The sequence below is a fragment of the Actinophytocola xinjiangensis genome (assembly GCF_001921215.1).
Taxonomy (GTDB): domain Bacteria; phylum Actinomycetota; class Actinomycetes; order Mycobacteriales; family Pseudonocardiaceae; genus Actinophytocola; species Actinophytocola xinjiangensis.
This window is the reverse complement of record NZ_MSIF01000002.1, coordinates 628435-648883: the sequence shown is the minus strand read 5'-3', so window position 1 is coordinate 648883 and position 20449 is coordinate 628435. Positions and strand designations below refer to the sequence as shown.

Sequence of the window (20449 nt, the reverse complement as noted above, 5' to 3'; positions counted from 1 at the left end):
GGATGTAGGTGCTGCCCCCGGGGGGATGATGCGCGTCCGCGTGGCACGGTGCGAGAGTGGTCGGGTGGTGCAGTCCCTACCGGTCTGGCTGGTCGCGGCGGCGGCCGTGCTGGTGGCCGCCGTCCTCGGTGTGCGGTTGGCGCGGTCGCGGCGGGCGTTCACCCGGGCGCTGGAGGAACGCGGCTGGCTGCTGGAACGCGAACGGGAGACCGCCGCCAGGCAGGCCGTCCACGACGAGCGCGCCAGCATCGCCCGCGAACTGCACGACATCGTCAGCCACAACGTGAGCGTGATGCTCGTCCAGGCCGGGGCCGCGCGCCGGGTGCTCGACGCCGAACCGGAGCAGGCGGCCGCCGCGCTGCTGGCGGTCGAGGCCGCCGGCCGGGACACCATGACCGAACTGCGCACCCTGCTCGGTGTCCTCGCACCCCCCGCCGACGGCACAGAACCGGATGACAAGGACAAACCGGACCTCGCGCCGCAGCCGACGCTGGCCCGTCTCAGCCCGCTGGTCGACCGGATCGCGTTCGCCGGCCTGCCGGTGGAGGTCCGGATCTCCGGCGAACCCCGCGCGCTGCCCTCCGGCGTCGACCTCACCGCCTACCGGATCATCCAGGAGGCCCTCACCAACGCCCTCAAACACGGCGACGGGCGCAGGGCGGAGGTCACCGTGCGTTACACCGACCACTACCTGCGGGTCGAGGTGCTCAACACCGGCCCCAGCGTGCTGTCCGGCGACCGGCCGCAGCGCACCGGCCGCGAGGGCCGGGGCCTGTTCGGCCTGCGCCAACGCGTGGCCGCGTTCGGCGGCGAACTGGACGCCCGGCGCCGACTGGGCGGCGGGTTCCGGGTGCGCGCCCGGATCCCGTTGGAGCGCCCGTGAAGAACCCGCGCGTGGTGATCGCCGACGACCAGGCGCTGGTGCGCACCGGCTTCCGGATGATCCTCGCCTCCGGCGGCCTGGACGTCGTCGGCGAGGCGGCCGACGGCGCCGAGGCCGTCACCCTGACCAGTCGGTTGCGGCCCGACGTCGTGCTGATGGACATCCGCATGCCGACCATGGACGGCCTGGAGGCGACCCGGCGGATCCTGGACCACGCGACGTCCTGCCGGGTCCTGATGCTGACCACGTTCGACCTGGACCGGTACGTGTACGCCGCGCTGGCCGCCGGGGCAAGCGGTTTCCTACTCAAGGACGTCACCCCCGAGCACCTGGTGGCCGCCGTGCGCCTGGTCGACACGGGCGACGCGCTGCTGGCCCCGTCGATCACCCGCCGCCTCGTCCGCCGCTTCGCGTCCGCCGGCGCCAGCCCACCGGCCATCCACCGCGACCTGACCGCCCTCACCCCCCGCGAACGCGAGGTGCTGACGCTGATGGGCCGGGGCCACTCCAACGCCGAACTCGCCGCGGCGCTCACCCTCAGCGAGGCCACCGTGAAGACCCACGTCGCCCGCATCTTCGCCAAGCTCGACCTCCGCGACCGGGCCCAGGCCGTGGTCCTGGCCTACGAAACCGGCCTCGTCACCCCCGGCGACACCGACTCCACCAGCTGACGCACCACCGCGCGACACGGAGCCGGACCACCCCACCTCTGGCGCCGCCGAACCGGTCCCGCCGCCGACGGTCGCGACGATCGGCGGCTGGCGCGTGGGGGTCAGGAGCGGCGGGCGGCCGGGTGGTTGGCACGGACGTTGGCCGCGGCCAGGGTGGCGGTCCGGTCGATGCGACGGCGCCGGGTCTCGGGGCGTTTGGCGGTGGCGATCCAGGTCAGGATCAGGCGCCTGGACGACGGCGGGAAACGGTCGAAGTTGGCGCGGGCGACCGGGTTCCGGTCCAGGCTGCGCGCCAGGTCGGGGGGGACGGTGTTCTCGTCGGGGACGATCTGCCAGGTGCCGCGTTGTTTGGCCAGGTCGATGGCGGCCTGCCCGTGCTCGGTCATCAGGCCGAGGTCGATCAGGCGGGCGGCCCGGTCGCGGTTGACCCGGCTCCAGGTGCTGCGCGCCCGGCGCGGGGTGAACCGCAGCCGCGACGTGTGCTCGTCGCGCCGGACGTGGACGCTGTCGATCCAGCCGTAGCACAGGGCGTGTTCGATGGCCTCGGGGTAGCCCAGGCCCGGCGCGTCGGAATCCTTGTGGCGCAACACCAACCACACCTCGGTGGCGGTGGTGGCGTTGCGGGCGAGCCAGTCGCGCCACTGGGTCGCGCTGTCGGTGATCACGGTGTCCATGGGGACCATCCTGACCGGTGAAGTGCTCATCTACTGAGCACTTTGTCGCCGATGACCGTGGCGACCGTGCGGCGGACGGCGTCGGCGGTCGGCTGGCCGGTCGTGCGGTCGGCGAACAGCAGGTGGGACGCGCCGATGAGGGTGGGGGCGAGCGCGTCGATCTCGGCCTCCGGCGCCAGGCGGCCCAGCGTCCGCTCCGCGTCCAGGTACTCGGCGATCACCCCGACGGCGTCGGTGAGCACCGGGATCCCGGCGGGGTAGGTCTCGCGCAGCCGCTCGCGCAGGCCGTCGCGGAAGGTGATCAGGGCGACGACCGACACGGCGACCGAGCCGAACAGCGCGGTGATCGACTCGGTCAGGTTGTCCACGACGGTGCCGGTACCCGCGCGTTCGCGCAGGGCGGCCGCGTCGGCGTCCATCCGCTCGACGCGGTCGAGGACGAACTCGGCGAGGAAGGCGTCGAAGTCGGTGAAGTGCCGGTGCAGCACGCCCTTCGCGACCAGCGCCTCGACGGTGACCGCGCGGCTGGTCAGACCGCTCGGGCCTTCGCGCGCCAGGATCCGTTCGGCGGCGGCGAACAGGCGTTCACGTGCGGCGCGGATGGCCACTCCGGTCGGCACGGTGACGTCCCCCTTGCATAGTGGGCAAGCGCCCACTTAAGGTGGGCACATGCCCACTCTACCGCCGCACGAACACCGGACCATGGCCGAGTCGTTCGGGATCGACCCCGGGCGCTACGACCGCACCCGCCCCCGCTACCCGGCCGAACTCATCGCCGCCATCGCCGGTGACGGCCTGGACGTCCTGTCCGTCGGCTGCGGCACCGGCATCGACGCCCGGCAGTTCCAGGCCGCCGGCGCCCGCGTCCTGGGCGTCGAACCGGACGCGCGGATGGCCGCCTTCGCCCGCGACCGGGGCCTGGAGGTCGAGGTGAGCACCTTCGAGACGTGGGATCCGGCCGGCCGGCACTTCGACGTCGTCGCCGCCGGTCAGGCCTGGCACTGGGTCGACCCGGTCGCCGGCGCCGCGCGCGCCGCCGAGGTACTGCGCCCCGGCGGGCGGCTCGCCGTGTTCTGGAACGCCGCCCAGCCACCGCCCGCCGCCGCCGAGGCGTTCGCCGAGGTCTACCGCCGGGTGCTGCCCGACTCGATGGCGCTGCGGGCGATGACCGCCACCGCCGACCCGTACGGCCAGATGCTCGACAGCGCCGCCGACGGGATCGCCACCGCCGGCGGATTCGGCGACCCGGTGCGCTCGCGGATCGAGCGGGACCAGACCCACACCCGCGACGAATGGCTGGACGTGCTGCCGACCCAGGGCGCGCACACCCTGCTGGAACAGGAGAAACTCGACGAGCTGCTCGCCGGTATCGGCGCCGCGATCGACGCGCTCGGCGGTGAACTCACCGTGCGCTACACGACCGTCGCGCTGATCGCCGACCGCGTGCCGGTCTGGACACCGGGGCCGTGATGATAGTTAGGTGCGGGGGTGGCCAAGGATTCTCCCGTGCTGACCGCGCACGCCGTCGAGAACGTGCGGTTCGATCAGGCACGTTTCCCGTCTCGTGGGTACAACGAGGACCAGGTCGACGACTTCCTCGACGACGTCGTGCACTCCATCCACGCGCTGAACAGCACGATCGCCGCCCAGCGGAAGGAGATCGACCGGCTCAAGCACTGGCGGCAGACCACCGGGACGATGGAACGCGTCACCGAGGCGTGGGAGCAGGACGCCAGGGCACGGGCGGACGCGATCGTCGCCGCCGCCCAGGCGTCGGCCGAGGAGATCCGCCGGGTGGCCGCCACCAACGCCCAACACCTGGTGCGCACCGACAGCGTCGCGCTGGTCGCCGGCATCGTCGACCGCCTGCACTCGTTACGCGACGGCATCTCGGCGGAACTGGACCGGCTTGAGGACGCGTTGGCACCCCGCCGCTGACCCCCTTGCTGAAAGTCTCCGAAAGGTCTTTCATTGAGGGCATGGATTCCGCCAGGATGACCGCCCGCCTGGCCGACATCGCCGCCCAGGCCGGGGTCAGCGAGGCAACGGTCAGCAGGGTGATCAACGGGCGGGCCGGCGTGTCCGCCACGACCAGGCTCGCCGTGGTGGCCGCGATGGACGTCCTCGGCTACGAACGGCCCGCGCGGCTGCGGGAACGCAGCGCCGGCCTCGTCGGGCTGATCACGCCCGAGCTGAACAACCCGATCTTCCCCGCGCTGGCCCAGGTGATCGAACAGGTCCTCACCAGCCGCGGCTACACCCCCGTGCTGTGCACCCAGACCCCCGGCGGCTCGACCGAGGACCAGCTGACCGAACTGCTGGTCGACCGGGGCGTGACCGGCATCGTGTTCGTCTCCGGCCTGCACGCCGACTCGACCGCCGACATGGACCGGTACGTCAAGCTCGCCGGCCGCGGCGTCCCGTTCGTCATGATCAACGGCTACAGCGAGAAGGTCTCGGCGCCGTTCGTCTCGACCGACGACCGGGCCGCGGTGCGGCTGGCCGTCGCACACCTGGTCGAACTGGGCCACGAACGGATCGGGCTGGCCGTCGGGCCACGGCGGTTCGTCCCGGTGGTGCGCAAGATCGAGGGCTTCGTGCAGGCCGTGCGGACACTGTTGCCGTACACGGCCGAACAGGCCGAGGCGTTCGTGGCACACTCGTTGTTCACCGTCGAGGGCGGACAGGCGGCGGCGAACACGTTGCTGGACAAGGAATGCACGGCGATCGTGTGCGGCAGCGACCTGATGGCCTTCGGAGCCGTCCGGGCGGCGCGACAGCGGGGGTTGGCGGTGCCCGGCGACGTGTCCGTGGTCGGCTTCGACGATTCGCCGCTGATCGTGTTCGCCGACCCGCCGCTGACCACGTTGCGACAGCCGGTCGAGGCCATGGGGCGGGCCGCGGTCAACGCCTTGCTGGAGGAGATCGGCGGGACACCGGCCCCGCACGCCGAGTTCGTCTTCCTGCCGGAGTTGGTCGTCCGGGGCTCGACCGGCGCCCGGCGTTGACGCTGGTTCCGCGAGGGGCCTGGCCGGGCTCGGGGTTGGCGACCAGCCCCTTCGCGGCCGCCGCCAACCCCCGAACCCGGTCGTGGGACCGGTCGGTGTCCTAGCGGCGGAAGGTGCCGCCGTCCACGACGAAGGTTCCGCTGCCCGGGGTTCGCTGTGTTCTGTTCGCGCCGGTTTCCCAGATCACCGGTTGGCCGTCCTGGCGGATGATGAACTTGAACTCGATGGTGGTGTCGGCGGGCACCACGCCCGTTCCCTGCCAGGTGGGGTAGGTGCCGTCACCGGTTGTCAGGGGTACGGCGTTCGCCGGGTTCCAGTTGCCCAGTTGGGGGATGTTGCCCACGACGTGGACGTTCTGGCCCCATTCCGTTGTCGCCCTTACCGTGTACGAGGCCGCCAGTTGGCCTGGGGTGGGGGTGCCGGTGCTGCCGGTGTGGACGGCGACGGCGCCCTTGGCCGGGACGGTGATGCTCGCCCGTCCACCGGCCACGGTCACCGTGGCGGTGCAGCCGGGCAGCGTCACGTCGCAGTACGTGCCGTCGGCCAGCCCGGTCGTGTACTGGGCGGTGTGGGCGGCGCCGGTGTTGTTGATCGCCACGAAGCCGGTGCCTCGGGTGAAGCCGATGACGTTCCCGGTGGGGGACTGCCAGTTGGTCATGTCGGCGTTGCCGACCGCCGCGCGCCAGCCGACCATGCCGGCGACGTCGGGGTCGCGGTTGAGGCAGTACCAGCCGTTGCCGCACGTCGTGTCGGTGACGTGGCCGTTCGTGTTCGGCGGTGCGCCTTCGGGGTTGCTGAACTCGAAGCCGGCGTAGACCGTGGGTGTGGTGTGTTTCCAGGCGAGCTGGAAGACGTTGGCCAGCACGGCCGTCGCACCGTCCTTGTAGGACAGGTGGCGGCCGTTGCGTTCGGTGTCGTGGTTGGTGACGAAGGACACCGAGTTCGCCGCGGGCAGGATTCCCCAGCTGGGGCCGAACGTCGACAGGGTCGCGATGTCCCCCTGGAAGGCGCCCTTGAGCTTGTCGGCGTAGAAGAAGTCCAGCACGTCGCCGCTGCCGTAGTACTCGCTGGGCGCGGGCGGCTCACCGGGGAAGACCTCGTGGAACACGTACGGGCGCGCGCCGGACGTGGTGTTGTTGAGGCGCGCCACGATGTCCGCCAGCTCGGTGCTCGGCATGTGTTTGGCGGCGTCGACGCGGAACCCGTCGATGCCCAGGGCCAGCTGGGAGTTCAGGTAGCCGGCCAGCTTGGCCCGCACGCCGTCGGACGACGTCTTCAGGTCGGGCAGGTCCAGCAGCTCACAGTGCTGCACCTCCCAGCGATCACCCCAGTTGCTGATGTCGCGGTCACACACGTCGACGTTGTACTCGCCCCGGTCGTACATCGGCGGGTCGTACTTGTCGGACACGACCGTGCCGTCGTAGCCGGTGCCGGTCTGGGCCGCGGTGTGGTTCACCACCGCGTCCGTGTAGACCTTGATGCCCGCCCCGTGACACGCCCCGATCATCGCCGAGAACTCAGCCTCGGTGCCGAACCGGCTGTTCAGCCGGTAGCTGTAGGGCTGGTACACGTCCCACCACACCCCGCTGGGATGTCGCAGGGACTCCGACGGCGGCGCCACCCACACCGCGCCGTAGCCGGCCGGGTCCAGGGTGGCGGTGCACTCGTTGGCGACCGAACGCCAGTTCCACGACCACAGGTTGGCGATCACGTCACCGTTGGGCACGCCGGTGTCGGCCGCGGCCGGTGGGGCCGCCGGTGGGGCGGCCGGTGGGGCGGCCGGTGGAGCCACGGCGGCGGCGGGAACGGACAGGGCGCCGACGGTCAGCAGGGCGACGGCGGGGAGGATGGTCGAACGCAGCAGGGTGAGGCGCATACCGCTCTCCTCGAAACTCGTCGGGAGTCATGCTTTGCGCAAGAAGGTGAAACATCTTGCAGGGTAGCGCCGCGCTCCCCCCGCTGTAAACGGCTGGCTACGATCGGCCAGGAATTGCTCTACACAGAAGGAAATCCCGTGACCGAGACGCTCGAGTTCCAGTCCGAGGCCCGCCAGCTGCTCCAGCTGATGATCCACTCGATCTACTCCAACAAGGACGTCTTCCTGCGCGAGCTGGTGTCCAACGCCTCCGACGCGCTGGACAAGCTCCGCCTGGAGACCTACCAGGACAAGGACCTGCAGGCCGACACCGCTGACCTGCACATCGAGTTGGACCTCGACCCGACCGCCCGCACGCTCACCGTCCGGGACAACGGCATCGGCATGAGCCGCGACGAGGTCGTCGCGCTCATCGGCACGATCGCCAAGTCCGGCACCGCCGAACTGCTCGGCAAGCTGCGCGAGACCAAGGACGCCGCCGCCTCCGCCGACCTGATCGGCCAGTTCGGCGTCGGCTTCTACTCGACGTTCATGGTCGCCGACAAGGTCACCCTGGTGACCCGCCGCGCCGGCACCGACGAGGGCGTGCGCTGGGAGTCCACCGGCGAGGGCACCTACACCATCGAACCGGCGCCGGACGCGCCCCAGGGCACCTCGGTCACCCTGCACCTCAAGCCCGAGGACCAGGAGGACAACCTCCACGACTACGCCGCCCCCGCCACCGTGCGGTCGATCGTCAAGCGCTACTCCGACTTCATCACCTGGCCGATCCGGATGGCCCCGGAGTCCGGCGAGGGCGAGCCGGAGACGGTCAACTCGATGAAGGCGCTGTGGGCGCGCTCGGCCAGCGACGTGTCCGAGGAGGAGATCACCGAGTTCTACCGGCACGTCAGCCACGACTGGAACGCCCCGCTGGAGACCATCCGCCTCCAGGCCGAGGGCACCTTCGAGTACCAGGCGCTGCTGTTCATCCCCTCGCGCGCGCCGTTCGACCTGTTCGTGCGCGAGGCCAAGCGCGGTATCCAGCTCTACGTCAAGCGCGTGTTCATCATGGAGGACTGCGAGGAGCTGGTCCCCGAGTACCTGCGGTTCGTCAAGGGTGTCGTCGACGCCCAGGACCTGTCGCTGAACGTGTCGCGGGAGATCCTCCAGCGTGACCGCCAGATCCAGCTGATCCGCAAGCGCCTGGTGCGCAAGGTGCTCTCCACGATCAAGGCGCTGCCGGAGGAGAAGTACCAGACGTTCTGGTCGGAGTTCTCCCGCGTGATGAAGGAGGGCCTGGTCGCCGACCAGGACAACCGCGACGCGATCCTGGAGATCTGCTCGTTCCCCTCCACCCACTCCGCCGACGAGCAGACCCGCCTGTCCGCCTACGTGGAGCGGATGAAGGAGGGCCAGGAGCACATCTACTACCTGACCGGCGAGTCCCGCACCGCCATCGAGAACTCCCCGCACATGGAGGCGTTCCGCGACAAGGGCTACGAGGTCCTCGTCCTCACCGACCCGATCGACGAGATGTGGGTCGAGGGCGGCGGCTTCGACGGCAGGCAGTTCCAGTCGATCGCCAAGGGCCAGATCGACCTCGACCCGACCCCGGCCGACGAGGAGCGGACCAGCGAGTTCGCCGACCTGCTCGGCTGGATGACCACCGCCCTTGGCGACACCGTCAAGGAGGTCCGCCTGTCCACCCGCCTGACCACCTCCCCGGCCTGCATCGTCGGCGACGACCACGACCTGACGCCGCAGCTGGAGAAGATGTACCGGGCGATGGGCCAGGAACTGCCGCCGGTCAAGCGGATCCTCGAACTGAACCCGGGACATCCGCTGGTCACCGGCCTGCGCACGGCCCACGCCGAACGCGGCGGGCAGGACGAGCGGCTCGCCGAGACCGCGCAGCTCGTGCACGACCTGGCGCTGCTGGCCGAGGGCGGCGACCTGCCCGACCCGGCGAAGTTCGCGAAGATCCTGGCCACGAGGCTGGAGCAGGTCATCTGACCCGTACCGAGAAGCGACTGACCGTGTTCACCTATGGTGAGGCGTCATGGCTGTCTGCGATCACCGCGTCTTCCTGCACATCGGCACGCCCAAAAGCGGCACCACCTACCTGCAGGAAGTGATGTGGCACAACAGAGACAGCCTGGCCGACACCGGGGTGAAGTACCCGGCCAGCCAGCCGAACGAGCAGTTCCTCGCCACCCTGGACCTGCTCGAACGCACCTTCCACAACGTGCGCGACCCCGCCACGGAAGGTGCGTGGGACCGGATCACCGGCGAGGCCCGCGCCTGGCCGGGCACGTCGGTGATCTCCCACGAGATGCTCGCCGCCGCGACGCCGGAGATGGTCCGGCGCGCGGTGGGGTCCTTCGGCGACGCCGAGGTGCACCTGGTGTGCACGGCCCGTGACCTCGCCCGGCAGCTGCCGGCGGTGTGGCAGGAGGACGTCAAGAACACCGGCACCCTGACCTTCGACGAGTTCAGCCGCTCGCTGCGCGGCGCGGACGACACGATCGACCCGTACTTCGCGAACACGTTCTGGGGCTACCAGGACCTGCCGGCGATCCTGCGCACCTGGTCGGCGGACCTGCCGCCGGAGCGGGTGCACGTGCTGCCGCTGGCCAGGGGCGCGGGCCGCGACGAGCTGTGGGAGCGCTTCGCCAGGGTGATCGGCATCGACCCGCTGTCCTGCCCGGCGCGGATGGAGGTGCGCAACCCGTCGACCGGCGTGGTGGAAACCAACCTGCTGCGCCTGCTCAACCGGACCGGTCTGCGCGACGACCTCGACTGGGGCGCCTACGAGAGCCTGGTCAAGCGTTTCCTGGCCGTCGAGGTGCTGGCCGAGCGGCCGGGCTCGGTCCCGCTGAGCCTGCCGGTCGAGGACCGGCCGTGGGTCGAGCAGTGGAGCAAGGACGCCGTCGAGTCGATCCGCACCGCCGGCTACGACGTCGTCGGTGACCTGGCGGACCTGCTGCCGGCGTGGCGCGGCGACCAGGCGGTGCACCCCGACAGCGCCCGCACCGAGGACCTGCTCGACGCGTCGGTCTACGCGCTGGCGGCGACCGTGCGACTGGTCGACGAGGAGCGGCGGCGCTTCGCCGAGGACCGGGCGGCGTGGCCGGAGGGTGCGACCAGCGTGCGCGGGGTCCTGCTCGAACGGTACGAGGACCATCCGAAGGCCAAGGTGCTGCTGCGCGGGTACCGGCGGGCGAAGTCGGCCGTGCGCGCGCTGATCTCCCCCCGCTGACGTGCCCGACCTGCCCGACCTGCCGGTCCGCGCGGTCCTGGACGAGCTGCTGGCGGCGTTGACCGGGCACGGCGCGGCCGTCCTGGTCGCCCCGCCCGGCACGGGGAAGACGACGGTCGTGCCGCTGGCGCTGGCCAAGGCGTGGCCGCGGGGCCGGGTCGTGGTGGCCGAACCGCGCCGGCTGGCCGCGCGGGCGGCGGCGGCGCGCATGGCGTCCCTGCTGGGCGAACAGGTCGGCGACACCGTCGGCTACGCCGTGCGCGGCGACCGCAAGGTCTCCCGGGCGACACGGATCGAGGTGGTGACGACCGGCCTGCTGGTCCGGCGGCTACAGCACGACCCGTCGCTGCCCGGGGTGTCGACGGTGCTGCTCGACGAGTGCCACGAGCGCCACCTGGACGCCGACCTGCTGCTGACCCTGGCGCTGGACGCCCGCGCCGGCCTGCGCCCGGACCTGCGACTGCTGGCCACGTCGGCGACGGTGGCGACCGACCGGCTGGTCGGCCTGCTCGGCGAGGGCACCCCGGTGGTGCGGGCGACGGTCCGCACCCATCCGGTGACGACCGTCCACGTCCCACCGCTGCGCGGCGAACGCGTCGAGGCGTGCGTGGCCCGCGCGACCCGCCGCGCACTGTCCGAAGGGGACGGTGATGTGCTGGTCTTTCTGCCCGGCGCCGGGGAGATCGCCCGCACCGCCGCCCTGCTGGGGGATGTGCCGGTGGTCCCCCTGCACGGCCGGCTGCCCACCGCGCGCCAGGACGCCGCGCTGCGCCCAGGCGACGGGCAACGGGTCGTCCTGGCGACGGCGGTCGCGGAGTCCAGCCTGACCGTGCCCGGCGTCCGCGCGGTCGTCGACGCCGGGTTGGCGCGGGTGTCCAGAATGGACCACCGGCGCGGCCTGGCCGGCCTGGTGACCACCCGGGTGTCGGCGTCGGTCGCCGAGCAGCGGGCCGGCCGGGCCGGGCGGGAGGCGCCGGGGCGGGTGTACCGCTGCTGGCCCGAGCACGAGCACCCGACGCTGCCGGCGCAGCCGGACCCGGAGATCCGCACCACCGACCTGACCAGGCTGGCGCTGGAACTGGCGTGCTGGGGCACCCCCGACGGCGCCGGCCTGGACTGGTGGGATCCCCCGCCGCCCGGCGCGCTCGCCGCCGGCCGGGCCGTGCTGACCACCCTCGGCGCCGTCACCGCCGACGGCGTCACCGACCGGGGCCGGCGCCTCGCCGAACTGGGCCTGCACCCCCGTCTGGCCCGCGCCCTGCTCGACGGCGCCGACGCGGTCGGCCCACGCACCGCCGCCGACGTCGTCGCCCTCCTCGACGACGACACCCTCGCCCCCCACCCCGACGTCAGCGACGCCCTCCGCGCGCTGCGCGCCGGCCACCCGAACACCGACCGCTGGCGCCGCGAGGCCCGCCGTCTCACCCGCCAACTCGACGCCACCACCCCGGCGTCCCGGCCGGCGTCCGGGGACGTGGCCTGGGTCGTGGCGCTGGCGTTCCCGGAATGGTTGGCGCGGCGGCGGTCCCCGGGATCGCGGACCTATCTGATGGTCGGCGGAACAGCGGCCGACCTCGACGGCGCGGCCGACGCGGAATGGCTGGCGATCGCCAGGGCCGACCGGCGACCCGGCCACACCGAAGGCCGCATCCGACTCGCCGCCCGCGCCGACCAGCGACTGGCCGAGACCGTCGGCGCCACCATGCTGTCCACAGTGGACGAAGTAGCGTGGGCCGAGGATGTCGTGGCCAGACGGATCACCCGCCTCGGCGCGATCGTGCTCACCGACCGCCCCCTGCGCGACCCCGATCCGGCCGCCGTGCGCGCCGCGCTCACAGAAGGTCTCCACGCGACGAACCTGACGCTGCTGCGCTGGACCGACACCGCCACCCGCCTGCGGGACCGGCTCGCCCTGCTGCACCGCGCGATCGGCGACCCGTGGCCCGACGTCACCGACCCCGCCCTGCTCGACCGTCTCGACGACTGGCTCGGCCCCGAACTCGCCACCGCCCGCCGGCGCGCCGACCTGGCCGCGACCGACACCCGGGCCGCGCTGTCGCGGCTGCTGCCGTGGCCGGCCGCGTCCCGGCTCGACGAACTCGCCCCCGAGCGGCTGCGCGTGCCCTCCGGCGCACACCACCGCGTCGACTACTCCGCCGACGAGCCCGTGCTGCCGGTCAAGGTCCAGGAGGCGTTCGGCTGGACCACCACCCCCACCGTCGCCGACGGGCGGATCCCGGTGCTGCTGCACCTGCTCTCCCCCGCCGGCCGCCCGGTCGCCGTCACCCGCGACCTCCCCTCCTTCTGGCGCGACGGCTACCACCAGGTCCGCGCCGAACTACGCGGCCGCTACCCGAAACACCCCTGGCCCACCGACCCCACAACCGCCACCCCCACCGCCCGCACCAACCGCACCACCCGCTGACACCCACCTGTGGACAACCCACCGCCATCCCCCAGAACCGTCGGTCCCCTTGGCTATCCTCAAGACAAGGGGTCCCCCTTGGCGGCGGCGGAAGGGTGTGGGCAGCGGTGTTCGCATTCGCACTCATGGGTCCGGTCTGTGGCGGACCTGTGTCCCGTCCGGCGGGAGGGTGGGGCAGGCAGGGGTTTCCGGTCCTGTCCGGTCGACATGACGTCGCTGGTCAGGTCTGCACGTCGACGGACGTGACGGCGGGATCTCCTACCGATGCCACGTTCTCGGCAGGTACGCGAGCTAGTCGGGGTAGCCGGTGACGGTCAGGTCGCCTGCGCGCGCCACGACGATCGCCCCGGGGGACGGGAGGATCAGGGCGTGGACCCGGCCGCCGAGCATCCTTGCCGTGGGTGAGGTTGACGGGCCCCAGTCCAGGGGTGTTCGGCTGACCTGGCTGTCACCGGTGGTGTTCTGCCAGGTGAGGGTTGCCTGCGCGTCCTCGTCGCAGAGTCTCAGGTAGGCGGAGGCGGTGGTGGTGTCGGCACGCGGGTGGTCGCAGGTGATCCTGGGCAGTTCGGTGCGGTCGCCGGTGGTGGGGTCGACGACTTCCGGGCCTATCTCGTCGGTGGCGGCGCCGGTCAGCAGGGGGTGGGTGCCGGCGGTGACATCGATCCGGCGGTCCACCCGGGTCAGTTCGGAACCGTCTCGGGTGTGGAGGACGACATCACGTGTGGTGAGCAGGGTGCCGTCGGGGTTGACCGTCATCTCGGGGTCGGACGGGCTTTCCCAGCGGGGGGTGCCGGTTCGGTCGTCCAGGGCCACCAGGCGGGTGTGGGTGGCGCAGCGCAGGGGGGCCAGGACCACGTCCACACCGGCGGGGGGCAGGGTTGGTGGGAGTTCGCAGCCTTGGGGCGGGGACCAGGTCCACAGGGGGTCGCCGGTGCGCAGGTCCGTTGCCCGCACACGGTTTTCGGTGCCACGGTCGGGGAGGGCGGTGTTGGTCGGGCTCAACGTCCTCAGCGAGTCCACGATGGACTCCCTGTGGACGGAGCCGGTGATCGCGTCCAGGACCACCAACAGCGCCACGCCGGTGGTTCGGCCGCCGGGGAGGAACGTGGCGGCCACGGCGGTCCGGTCCGGTGTGGACGACAGCGCACCGACCACGGATCCGGGGCGGGCGTAGCGCCAGCGCACGGCGCCGCTGGATCCGTCGAGCGCGGTCAGTTCGCCGCCCTCGACGGCCACCACCACGCCGGCGCCGGCGGCGACCACGCCCAGGACCGCGTCGGGGGTACGCCACGACCAGCGTTGTTCTCCTGGTTCCCGCGCGAGCGCGGGCGGGTCGACCGCCTCGGTCTCGCTCGCGCGGACCGGTAATCGGGGCGCCAGCAGTCCCGCGGCGACGGCGACGGCGGTCAGGACGACGATCAGCGGCGCGGCGAAGGACAGGCGGACCGGGCGCAGGGCGTCGGCGACGGTGCCGGCCGCGGCGGCCAGGGCCGCTACCGCGAGGACCGCGGTCGACGGGCCGGGCAGGCCGCTGGACAGGTCGGAGAACACCAGGTAGCCCGACCAGCCCAGCGCCACGGTGGCCAGCGCGGCCGCCGCCACCCTCGCGGACGCGCGGTCGACGTAGGTCAGGACCGCGACCACCGCCAACACGGCCGCGCCGGCCAGCATCGACAGGTCCGGACGAACCGGGCGAACAGGCCCTCCGGGGAGCGCCACCGCGACGGCCGCCCCCGCCACCGCTACCGTCGCGACCAGGCGCACCATGGGTTTCTCCTCCGGCTCGGGCGTGATCCACTCTTCGATACGAACGCCGCGAGGCGGAAGTTCCCGTTTTCTCAGGCCTTCAGGAGAATCTCGGCCAGGGCCGCCGGTTCGCTGAGCATCGGCCAGTGCCAGGTCGGCAACTCCACGTAACGCCACTGCTCGTCGGCCATGTGCCGGAACGGCGGGAACACCGGGGCCATCGCCCGCGCGCGCTCCTCGGTGAACTCGCACAGCACCCCCAGGCGCGGCAACGACTCCCACGCCCCGGTCAACGACACCGGGTCGAGCACCGTCGCCCACGGTTGGGGGACCGAGCGGTCGGTGAGCAGGTCGACGACGCCGGGGTCGAGGTCGGGGACCGCCGCCGCCATTTCGGCCCACGGCGGTGGCGGCAGGCGCCAGCCGTCACCGGCCGACTCGACGAGGGCGGCGTTGGCGGCGTGCTCGTCCGGGTCGAAGCCGGACATCGCCATGCCGTCGGGCAGCGGGCCGGAGTCGACGAACACGAGTTCCGCGATCCGCTCGGGCATCCGGTCGGCCACCGAACTGACGAGCGTCGCCCCGGCGTAGCTGTGGCCGACGAGCACCACGTCGGTCAGGTCCTCGTAGCGCAGCAGGTTGAGCACGTCGGTCACCTGGGTCTCCAGACCCACCTCTGGGCCGGAAAGGTGGACGCGCTCGGCCATTCCGGTGAGACTCACCGGATACACCTCGTGGCCGGCCGAACGCAGGATCCGCGCCACCGGGCGCCACGCCCATCCGCCGAGCCAGTAACCGGGAATGAGCACGTAGTTGGTCATGGCGGCACCCTATGAGCGAGCACCGACACCCGCGACCGGCCGCCGAACGAGGTCGCCGGAACAGCCCCGAACCATCACCGAGAGTGAGTAACCCGCGTCACTCTTCTGCCGGGCAGCGTTCGATCTCCTTGTGCGGCCACACTTGTCGTGTCCACGTGCCCCTGGAGGAACGCCATCGTGGGTATGCGAACGCTTCCCTCGCGCCACGATGCCACGGCACAGCACTTTCTCGCCGTGGCGGCCGAACTGATCGAGGCATACCTGCAGGAGGAGCCGATACGCCCGGCGCAGTCCCGGCGCCTGCGCCACGTCCGGTTCCCGATGGCGCTGGACTGGTTGCAGGCCGAGGACGTCATTCGGCTGGCGCAGTCGTGGACGGGAGAGAGCGCGAGCCGGCGGGCGTTCTTCAGCCGGTGGCCCACGCGCGCGGAGTTCCTGCCGGACGCGGTGGTGTACACGCTGCTGCGCGAGCAGGAGGAGTTGGTCCCCGCACCGGCGAACTCGGTGTCCCGGCTGATCTCCGGCGCCGCGGACGATCTGCTGGCCGAGTTGACCCGGCACCCGAGGAGTTACCTCATCCTGCACCTCGGGCCGCTGCTGCCCCGGGACCCGCAGCTCGCCGACGCGCTGTTACCCAACTCCCGCCCGGCGACGCGGGTGTGGCTGGAGCTGTACCGCAGCCTGGCCGACGGGCTCGACCTGGTCATGCGTCCTGAGTGGACGTTCAAGCGGATGGCCGCCGTTCTCCAGGCTCTGCTCGACGGTTTCCTGCTGCGGCACCGGGTCCACCCCGACGACTACGCCAGCTTCCGGTGGAAGGGCGCCAGCATTCTGGCCGACGCCATCATCGCGTTCCTGCTCGGCGCGGTGGACTGGGACCTGACCGGCCGTCCCGGCCGGGCCGCGCTCGACCGGCTCGCCCGGGGCTGACCCCAGCCCGTTACCGCTTCCCCAGCGCATTTCTCGGCGAGCTGTTTCCCGCTCGCCGGGTATCCCATTACCGCCGTATCACGATTAATCCGGACACCAGGAGTTGATCATGAGACTGGGCGCCTTCGCCACCTCGTGGGCACGATCGAGTCGTTGCACTCCGCACAACAACTGTGTAGAAATCAGGTTCGACGCCAACTCCGTCGGAGTGCGGGACTCGAAGAACGTCGACGCGGTACCGCTGAAGTTCGGCTGCGAGCGATGGACCGCTTTCGTGACGGGACTCGTTCGATAGGTGGATCATGACAGGCAGGCTCGGTGCGCGCCGCACCAGACTCGGCGCTGCCCTGCGTGAGGCGCGCCGGGACGCCGGCCTGACCCAGGCCCTGGCCGCGGCCGCTCTCGGCTGCCGCCAGGGCAAGATCAACAAGATCGAGACGACGCACTGCGCCATCAGCCCGAAGGACCTCAACCAGCTCCTGCAGATCTACGGCACCAGCGAGGACACGGCGAGCCGGATCAGGTCGCTGGCGGTCTCCGCCGGCCCCGGCCACCCGGCCGACACCCGGCCCAGCCCCTCCTACCTGCGGCTGCTCGAACTCGAACAACAGGCCAGCGAGATCCTCGCGCTGCACAGCGAACGCATCCCCCGGCCGCTCCAGTCCGAGCCGTACATGCTCATGCAGTTCACACGATCCGGTGAATCCGCCGATCTCACGTCACTGCTGTTCGACTGGCAGGAACGCGCCAGGATGTTCACCGCCGACGACCCGCCCCACTACCGCGCGCTGCTCAGCGAGTCCTCGCTGCACCGCATGCCCGGCGGACGCACCCCGTCCCGGGTCATCGACCAGGCCGAACACCTGCTGCGACTGGGCCGCCGGCACGAGCGCGTCTCGATCCAGATCCTGACCTTCGACGCCGACATTCCCTACCTCGACGCCGACTTCACCGTCCTGCGCTTCGCCGGCCAGGAAAAGGACGTGGCCTACGTCGAGTACGCCACCGAGGGGCGAATGTTCCGGGCGGCGAAACCCGTCGCCGACCGCGTGCTCTACTGGAATCGACTGCGCAGCGCCGCACTCACCGTCGAGGACAGCAGGAAATTCCTGGAGAACCTGGTCGACGAGGCCCGGGTGGCCTGGTCGAACACCTCCCAATGACACGCCAAGGAAGGCGAGTTATGCCTGGAGTCAATTCCGGTCCGACCCCACCGGCCGGTGTCGATCTGGAACGGCCGAGCGTCGCCCGGATCTATGACTACTACCTCGGCGGCAAGACCAACTGGGCGGTCGACCGCGAGTTCGCCGACGGCGTGCTGAAGACCTTCCCGCTGCTGCGCGACATCGCGCTGGCCAACCGGATGTTCCTCAACCGCGTCGTGCGTCACCTCGCGCGGCACGGCGTGCGGCAGTTCCTCGACATCGGCGCCGGCGTGCCGACCGAGGGCAACACCCACGAGGTCTGCGACGAGCTGAGCCGCGCCGAGTGCCGCCGCCCGGACACCCGCGTGGTGTACGTGGACAACGAGCCGGTCGCCGTCGCCCACGCGGAGATCCTGCTCGACCAGGAGGGCGACCCGCACCGGCACGCGGTGATCACCGCCGACCTGCGCGAGCCGGACGACGTCTGGGAACAGGCCCTGGACACCGAACTGCTGGACCCGCACGCGCCGGTGGCGGTGCTGCTGATCGCCGTGCTGCACGTGCACCAGCCGGGCCGCCACGGCGCCGACGTCGGCGCGGAGTCGGTCGCCCGGTTCCGCGAGCTGCTGCCCTCGGGGTCGCTGATCGCGATCTCGCACGCCACCCAGGACGGTGTGCCGCCCGACCTGGCCGAGAGCTTCACCGAGCTGAAACGCTCCTACGACCTGGCCAGCAGCAGCGACCTGATCTTCCGCAGCCGCGCGGAGATCAGCGCGCTGCTCGACGGCTGGCCGATGCTCGACCCCGGCTGGAGCTGGACGCCCGAGTGGCATCCCGAGGAGACCGGCCCGACGGTCCGTACCATCACGTTCCCGTCACCCAGTCATGCCGGCCTCTGGGCGGGCGTCGGACGGAAACCGTGACAATGGGAGCGTGAACTGCCCCTGTGGAACGGTCCAGCCGTTCGAGGAATGCTGTGGCCGCCTGCATTCCGGCGCCATCACGGCACCGACGGCGGTGGCGTTGATGCGTTCGCGTTACAGCGCGTTCGCCGTCGGTGATGTCACGTACCTGTTGCTGACCTGGGACCCGAGCACCCGACCGGCGACCGTGACGCTCGACCCTGACCAGCGCTGGCAGCGGCTGGAGATCGTCGACACGGTCGGCGGGGGCCTGCTGCACGCCGAGGGGACGGTCGAGTTCCGCGCGCACTACCGTCAGGGCGGCCGCGCGGGTGTCCTGCACGAACGGTCCCGCTTCCGCCGTGACGACGGCCGCTGGGTCTATGTGGACGGAGTGCACTCGTGACCACGACGCTGGTGGCCAAGGGACTGGCGGCCGGGTTCGGTGACCGGGTGCTGTTCTCCGGACTGGACCTGGTGGTGGCGCCGGGCGACGTCGTCGGGCTGGTCGGCGCGAACGGCGCCGGGAAGTCGACGCTGCTGCGGGTGCTCGGCGGGGTCACCGCCCCGGAGGAGGGCGTGGTCTCGCTGAGCCCGCCGTCGGCGAACGTCGGCTACCTGCCCCAGGAGCCGGACCGCCGGCCCGGCGAGACGGTGCGCGCGTTCCTCGGCCGGCGCACCGGGGTCACCGCCGCGCAGGCCGCGCTGGACGAGACGACCGAGGCGCTGGCCGCCGGGCTCGACGGCGCCGACGAGACCTACGCGGCCGCCCTGGAGCGCTGGCTGGCGCTGGGTGGCGCCGACCTGGACGAGCGGATGGCCGGCGCGGCCGCCGAACTCGGCCTGACCGTCGACCTGGACGCGCCGATGACCTCGCTGTCCGGCGGGCAGGCCGCCCGCGCCGGGATGGCCTCGCTGCTGCTGTCGCGCTACGACGTGTTCCTGCTCGACGAGCCGACCAACGACCTCGACCTCGACGGCCTTGACCGGTTGGAGGCGTTCGTCACCGGGCTGCGGGCGGCGACCGTGCTGGTCAGTCACGACCGCGAGTTCCTGGCCCGCACGGTCACCTCGGTGGTGGAGCTGGACCTGGCGCAGCGGCAGGTGAACACCTACGGCGGCGGCTACGAGTCGTACCTGGCCGAGCGGGCGGTCGCCCGGCGGCACGCGCGTGAGCGCTACGAGGAGTTCGCCGACACCAAGGCGTCGCTGGAGCTGCGGGCGCGGACCCAGCGGGCGTGGATGGACAAGGGCGTGCGCAACGCCCGGCGCAAGGCGACCGACAACGACAAGATCGGCCGGAACAAGCGGGTCGAGTCGACCGAGAAGCAGGCGGCGAAGGCGCGCCAGACCGACCGGCTGATCGAGCGGCTGGAGGTCGTCGAGGAGCCGCGCAAGGAGTGGGAGCTGCGGATGGAGATCGCCGCCGCGCCGAGGGCGGGGGCGGTGGTGGCCGCGTTGCGTGGCGCGGTGGTCGAGCGCGGCGGGTTCACCCTCGGGCCGGTGGACCTGCAGATCGACTGGGCGGACAAGGTGGCGATCACCGGGGCGAACGGGGCGGGGAAGTCGACGCTGCTCGCGGCGCTGCTCGGCCGGGTCGAGCTGACGCGGGGACACGCCTCGCTCGGGCCGGGGGTGCGGGTCGGCGAGGTCGACCAGGCGCGGGGGCTGTTCACCGGCGACCGGACGCTGCTGGCCGGGTTCGAGGCGGAGCTGCCCGAGTGGGCGCCCAGCGAGATCCGCACGCTGCTGGCGAAGTTCGGGCTGACCGCCGCGCACGTGCTGCGCGCGGCCGGTGGCCTGTCTCCCGGGGAGCGGACCCGGGCGGCGCTGGCGCTGTTGCAGGCGCGGGGGGTGAACCTGCTGGTGCTCGACGAGCCGACGAACCATCTCGACCTGCCGGCGATCGAGCAGTTGGAGTCGGCGCTGGCGAACTATCCGGGGACGCTGCTGCTGGTGACCCACGACCGGCGCATGCTGGCGGCGGTGCACACGAACCGCCGGATCGAGGTGGCGGCGGGCGCGGTGACGCAGCGGTGACGCAGCGGTGACGCAGCGGTGAATCCCCCTCCCTGAGGGACGCGGCGGTGTTCCGTGTCCCTCAGGGAGGCGTCATTCTCCGGCCCG

General features: G+C 71.9%; 19 protein-coding genes. 14 read left to right on the top strand and 5 right to left on the bottom strand.

Annotation, left to right across the window (positions count from 1 at the left end; genetic code table 11):
- Positions 1-64: 64 nt before the first annotated feature.
- Both BLA60_RS07690 and BLA60_RS07685 read left to right on the top strand, forming a co-directional pair.
- Positions 65-883, top strand: a complete 819-nt coding sequence (locus BLA60_RS07690; RefSeq protein WP_245811867.1) for a sensor histidine kinase — start codon at positions 65-67, stop codon at positions 881-883.
- Positions 880-1554 carry a response regulator gene (locus BLA60_RS07685; RefSeq protein WP_075132012.1) on the top strand — a complete coding sequence of 225 codons (675 nt, stop codon included), beginning with the start codon at positions 880-882 and terminating at the stop codon, positions 1552-1554. Before BLA60_RS07690 ends, BLA60_RS07685 begins: the two co-directional genes overlap by 4 nt.
- A gap of 101 nt (positions 1555-1655) precedes the next feature.
- Here the strand turns inward: BLA60_RS07685 and BLA60_RS07680 are convergent, their stop codons facing one another.
- Complete coding sequence (locus BLA60_RS07680; protein WP_154814186.1) at positions 1656-2228, bottom strand: YdeI/OmpD-associated family protein; 573 nt, start codon at positions 2226-2228, stop codon at positions 1656-1658.
- 26 nt (positions 2229-2254) lie between these two features.
- Positions 2255-2848 carry a TetR family transcriptional regulator gene (locus BLA60_RS07675; protein ID WP_075132010.1) on the bottom strand — a complete coding sequence of 198 codons (594 nt, stop codon included), beginning with the start codon at positions 2846-2848 and terminating at the stop codon, positions 2255-2257.
- A gap of 49 nt (positions 2849-2897) precedes the next feature.
- On the opposite strand from BLA60_RS07675, the gene BLA60_RS07670 reads away from it, so the two are divergent.
- Genes BLA60_RS07670 through BLA60_RS07660 form a run of 3 tightly spaced genes read left to right on the top strand, consistent with a single transcriptional unit; the run spans position 2898 to position 5236 of the window.
- Positions 2898-3698, top strand: a complete 801-nt coding sequence (locus tag BLA60_RS07670) for a class I SAM-dependent methyltransferase (RefSeq protein WP_075132009.1) — start codon at positions 2898-2900, stop codon at positions 3696-3698.
- Between the two features lie 36 nt (positions 3699-3734).
- The gene (locus BLA60_RS07665) at positions 3735-4166 is read left to right on the top strand and encodes a DivIVA domain-containing protein (protein WP_075132008.1); all 432 of its coding nucleotides are present in this window, start codon (positions 3735-3737) and stop codon (positions 4164-4166) included.
- Positions 4167-4207: 41 nt separating this feature from the next.
- Positions 4208-5236: a LacI family DNA-binding transcriptional regulator gene (locus BLA60_RS07660; protein WP_075132007.1), complete on the top strand. Its 1029-nt coding sequence runs from the start codon at positions 4208-4210 to the stop codon at positions 5234-5236.
- A 100-nt stretch (positions 5237-5336) separates the two neighbouring features.
- Here BLA60_RS07660 and BLA60_RS07655 read toward each other — a convergent pair whose 3' ends face one another.
- Positions 5337-7112 carry a carbohydrate-binding module family 20 domain-containing protein gene (locus tag BLA60_RS07655; protein WP_162292917.1) on the bottom strand — a complete coding sequence of 592 codons (1776 nt, stop codon included), beginning with the start codon at positions 7110-7112 and terminating at the stop codon, positions 5337-5339.
- 138 nt (positions 7113-7250) lie between these two features.
- Here BLA60_RS07655 and htpG point away from each other — a divergent pair, with 138 nt between their 5' ends.
- From htpG to hrpB, 3 genes are read left to right on the top strand one after another with little or no spacing between them, the layout of a single operon-like run.
- Complete coding sequence (gene htpG / locus BLA60_RS07650; RefSeq protein WP_281257422.1) at positions 7251-9107, top strand: molecular chaperone HtpG; 1857 nt, start codon at positions 7251-7253, stop codon at positions 9105-9107.
- Positions 9108-9153: 46 nt separating this feature from the next.
- Positions 9154-10353: a hypothetical protein gene (locus BLA60_RS07645; protein WP_075132005.1), complete on the top strand. Its 1200-nt coding sequence runs from the start codon at positions 9154-9156 to the stop codon at positions 10351-10353.
- A 1-nt stretch (position 10354) separates the two neighbouring features.
- Positions 10355-12778, top strand: a complete 2424-nt coding sequence (gene hrpB, locus BLA60_RS07640) for an ATP-dependent helicase HrpB (RefSeq protein ID WP_075132004.1) — start codon at positions 10355-10357, stop codon at positions 12776-12778.
- A 291-nt stretch (positions 12779-13069) separates the two neighbouring features.
- Here hrpB and BLA60_RS07635 read toward each other — a convergent pair whose 3' ends face one another.
- Together BLA60_RS07635 and BLA60_RS07630 are read right to left on the bottom strand one after the other, a co-directional pair.
- Positions 13070-14545 (bottom strand): outer membrane protein assembly factor BamB family protein, encoded by a 1476-nt coding sequence (locus BLA60_RS07635; RefSeq protein WP_075132003.1) that lies wholly within the window; start codon positions 14543-14545, stop codon positions 13070-13072.
- A gap of 71 nt (positions 14546-14616) precedes the next feature.
- Complete coding sequence (locus BLA60_RS07630; RefSeq protein ID WP_075132002.1) at positions 14617-15345, bottom strand: alpha/beta fold hydrolase; 729 nt, start codon at positions 15343-15345, stop codon at positions 14617-14619.
- 234 nt (positions 15346-15579) lie between these two features.
- Here BLA60_RS07630 and BLA60_RS07625 point away from each other — a divergent pair, with 234 nt between their 5' ends.
- The 6 genes from BLA60_RS07625 (at position 15580) to BLA60_RS07600 (ending at position 20362) form a co-directional block, all read left to right on the top strand.
- Positions 15580-16275 (top strand): hypothetical protein, encoded by a 696-nt coding sequence (locus BLA60_RS07625; RefSeq protein ID WP_075132001.1) that lies wholly within the window; start codon positions 15580-15582, stop codon positions 16273-16275.
- A gap of 109 nt (positions 16276-16384) precedes the next feature.
- Complete coding sequence (locus BLA60_RS07620; protein ID WP_075132000.1) at positions 16385-16570, top strand: DUF397 domain-containing protein; 186 nt, start codon at positions 16385-16387, stop codon at positions 16568-16570.
- A 7-nt stretch (positions 16571-16577) separates the two neighbouring features.
- Entirely contained in the window at positions 16578-17438 is an 861-nt protein-coding gene (locus BLA60_RS07615) for a helix-turn-helix domain-containing protein (RefSeq protein WP_075131999.1), read from the top strand.
- A 20-nt stretch (positions 17439-17458) separates the two neighbouring features.
- Positions 17459-18343: an SAM-dependent methyltransferase gene (locus BLA60_RS07610; RefSeq protein WP_075131998.1), complete on the top strand. Its 885-nt coding sequence runs from the start codon at positions 17459-17461 to the stop codon at positions 18341-18343.
- Positions 18306-18728, top strand: coding sequence for a YchJ family protein (locus BLA60_RS07605; protein WP_075131997.1), 423 nt, complete (start codon positions 18306-18308; stop codon positions 18726-18728). Before BLA60_RS07610 ends, BLA60_RS07605 begins: the two co-directional genes overlap by 38 nt.
- A complete protein-coding gene (locus BLA60_RS07600; protein WP_075131996.1) occupies positions 18725-20362 on the top strand; it encodes an ABC-F family ATP-binding cassette domain-containing protein in 1638 nt (545 codons plus the stop codon). The genes BLA60_RS07605 and BLA60_RS07600 overlap by 4 nt, the downstream gene beginning before the upstream one ends.
- Positions 20363-20449 lie beyond the last annotated feature (87 nt).

Bases quoted from the DNA above. Each gene is read 5' to 3' on its own strand.
- BLA60_RS07680 (WP_154814186.1), bottom strand. From the start codon at position 2,228: ATGGACACCGTGATCACCGACAGCGCGACCCAGTGGCGCGACTGGCTC.
- BLA60_RS07670 (WP_075132009.1), top strand. From the start codon at position 2,898: ATGCCCACTCTACCGCCGCACGAACACCGGACCATGGCCGAGTCGTTC.
- BLA60_RS07660 (WP_075132007.1), top strand. From the start codon at position 4,208: ATGGATTCCGCCAGGATGACCGCCCGCCTGGCCGACATCGCCGCCCAG.
- BLA60_RS07655 (WP_162292917.1), bottom strand. From the start codon at position 7,112: ATGCGCCTCACCCTGCTGCGTTCGACCATCCTCCCCGCCGTCGCCCTG.
- BLA60_RS07645 (WP_075132005.1), top strand. From the start codon at position 9,154: ATGGCTGTCTGCGATCACCGCGTCTTCCTGCACATCGGCACGCCCAAA.
- BLA60_RS07635 (WP_075132003.1), bottom strand. From the start codon at position 14,545: ATGGTGCGCCTGGTCGCGACGGTAGCGGTGGCGGGGGCGGCCGTCGCG.
- BLA60_RS07630 (WP_075132002.1), bottom strand. From the start codon at position 15,345: ATGACCAACTACGTGCTCATTCCCGGTTACTGGCTCGGCGGATGGGCG.
- BLA60_RS07620 (WP_075132000.1), top strand. From the start codon at position 16,385: ATGAGACTGGGCGCCTTCGCCACCTCGTGGGCACGATCGAGTCGTTGC.
- BLA60_RS07615 (WP_075131999.1), top strand. From the start codon at position 16,578: ATGACAGGCAGGCTCGGTGCGCGCCGCACCAGACTCGGCGCTGCCCTG.
- BLA60_RS07610 (WP_075131998.1), top strand. From the start codon at position 17,459: ATGCCTGGAGTCAATTCCGGTCCGACCCCACCGGCCGGTGTCGATCTG.
- BLA60_RS07605 (WP_075131997.1), top strand. From the start codon at position 18,306: ATGCCGGCCTCTGGGCGGGCGTCGGACGGAAACCGTGACAATGGGAGC.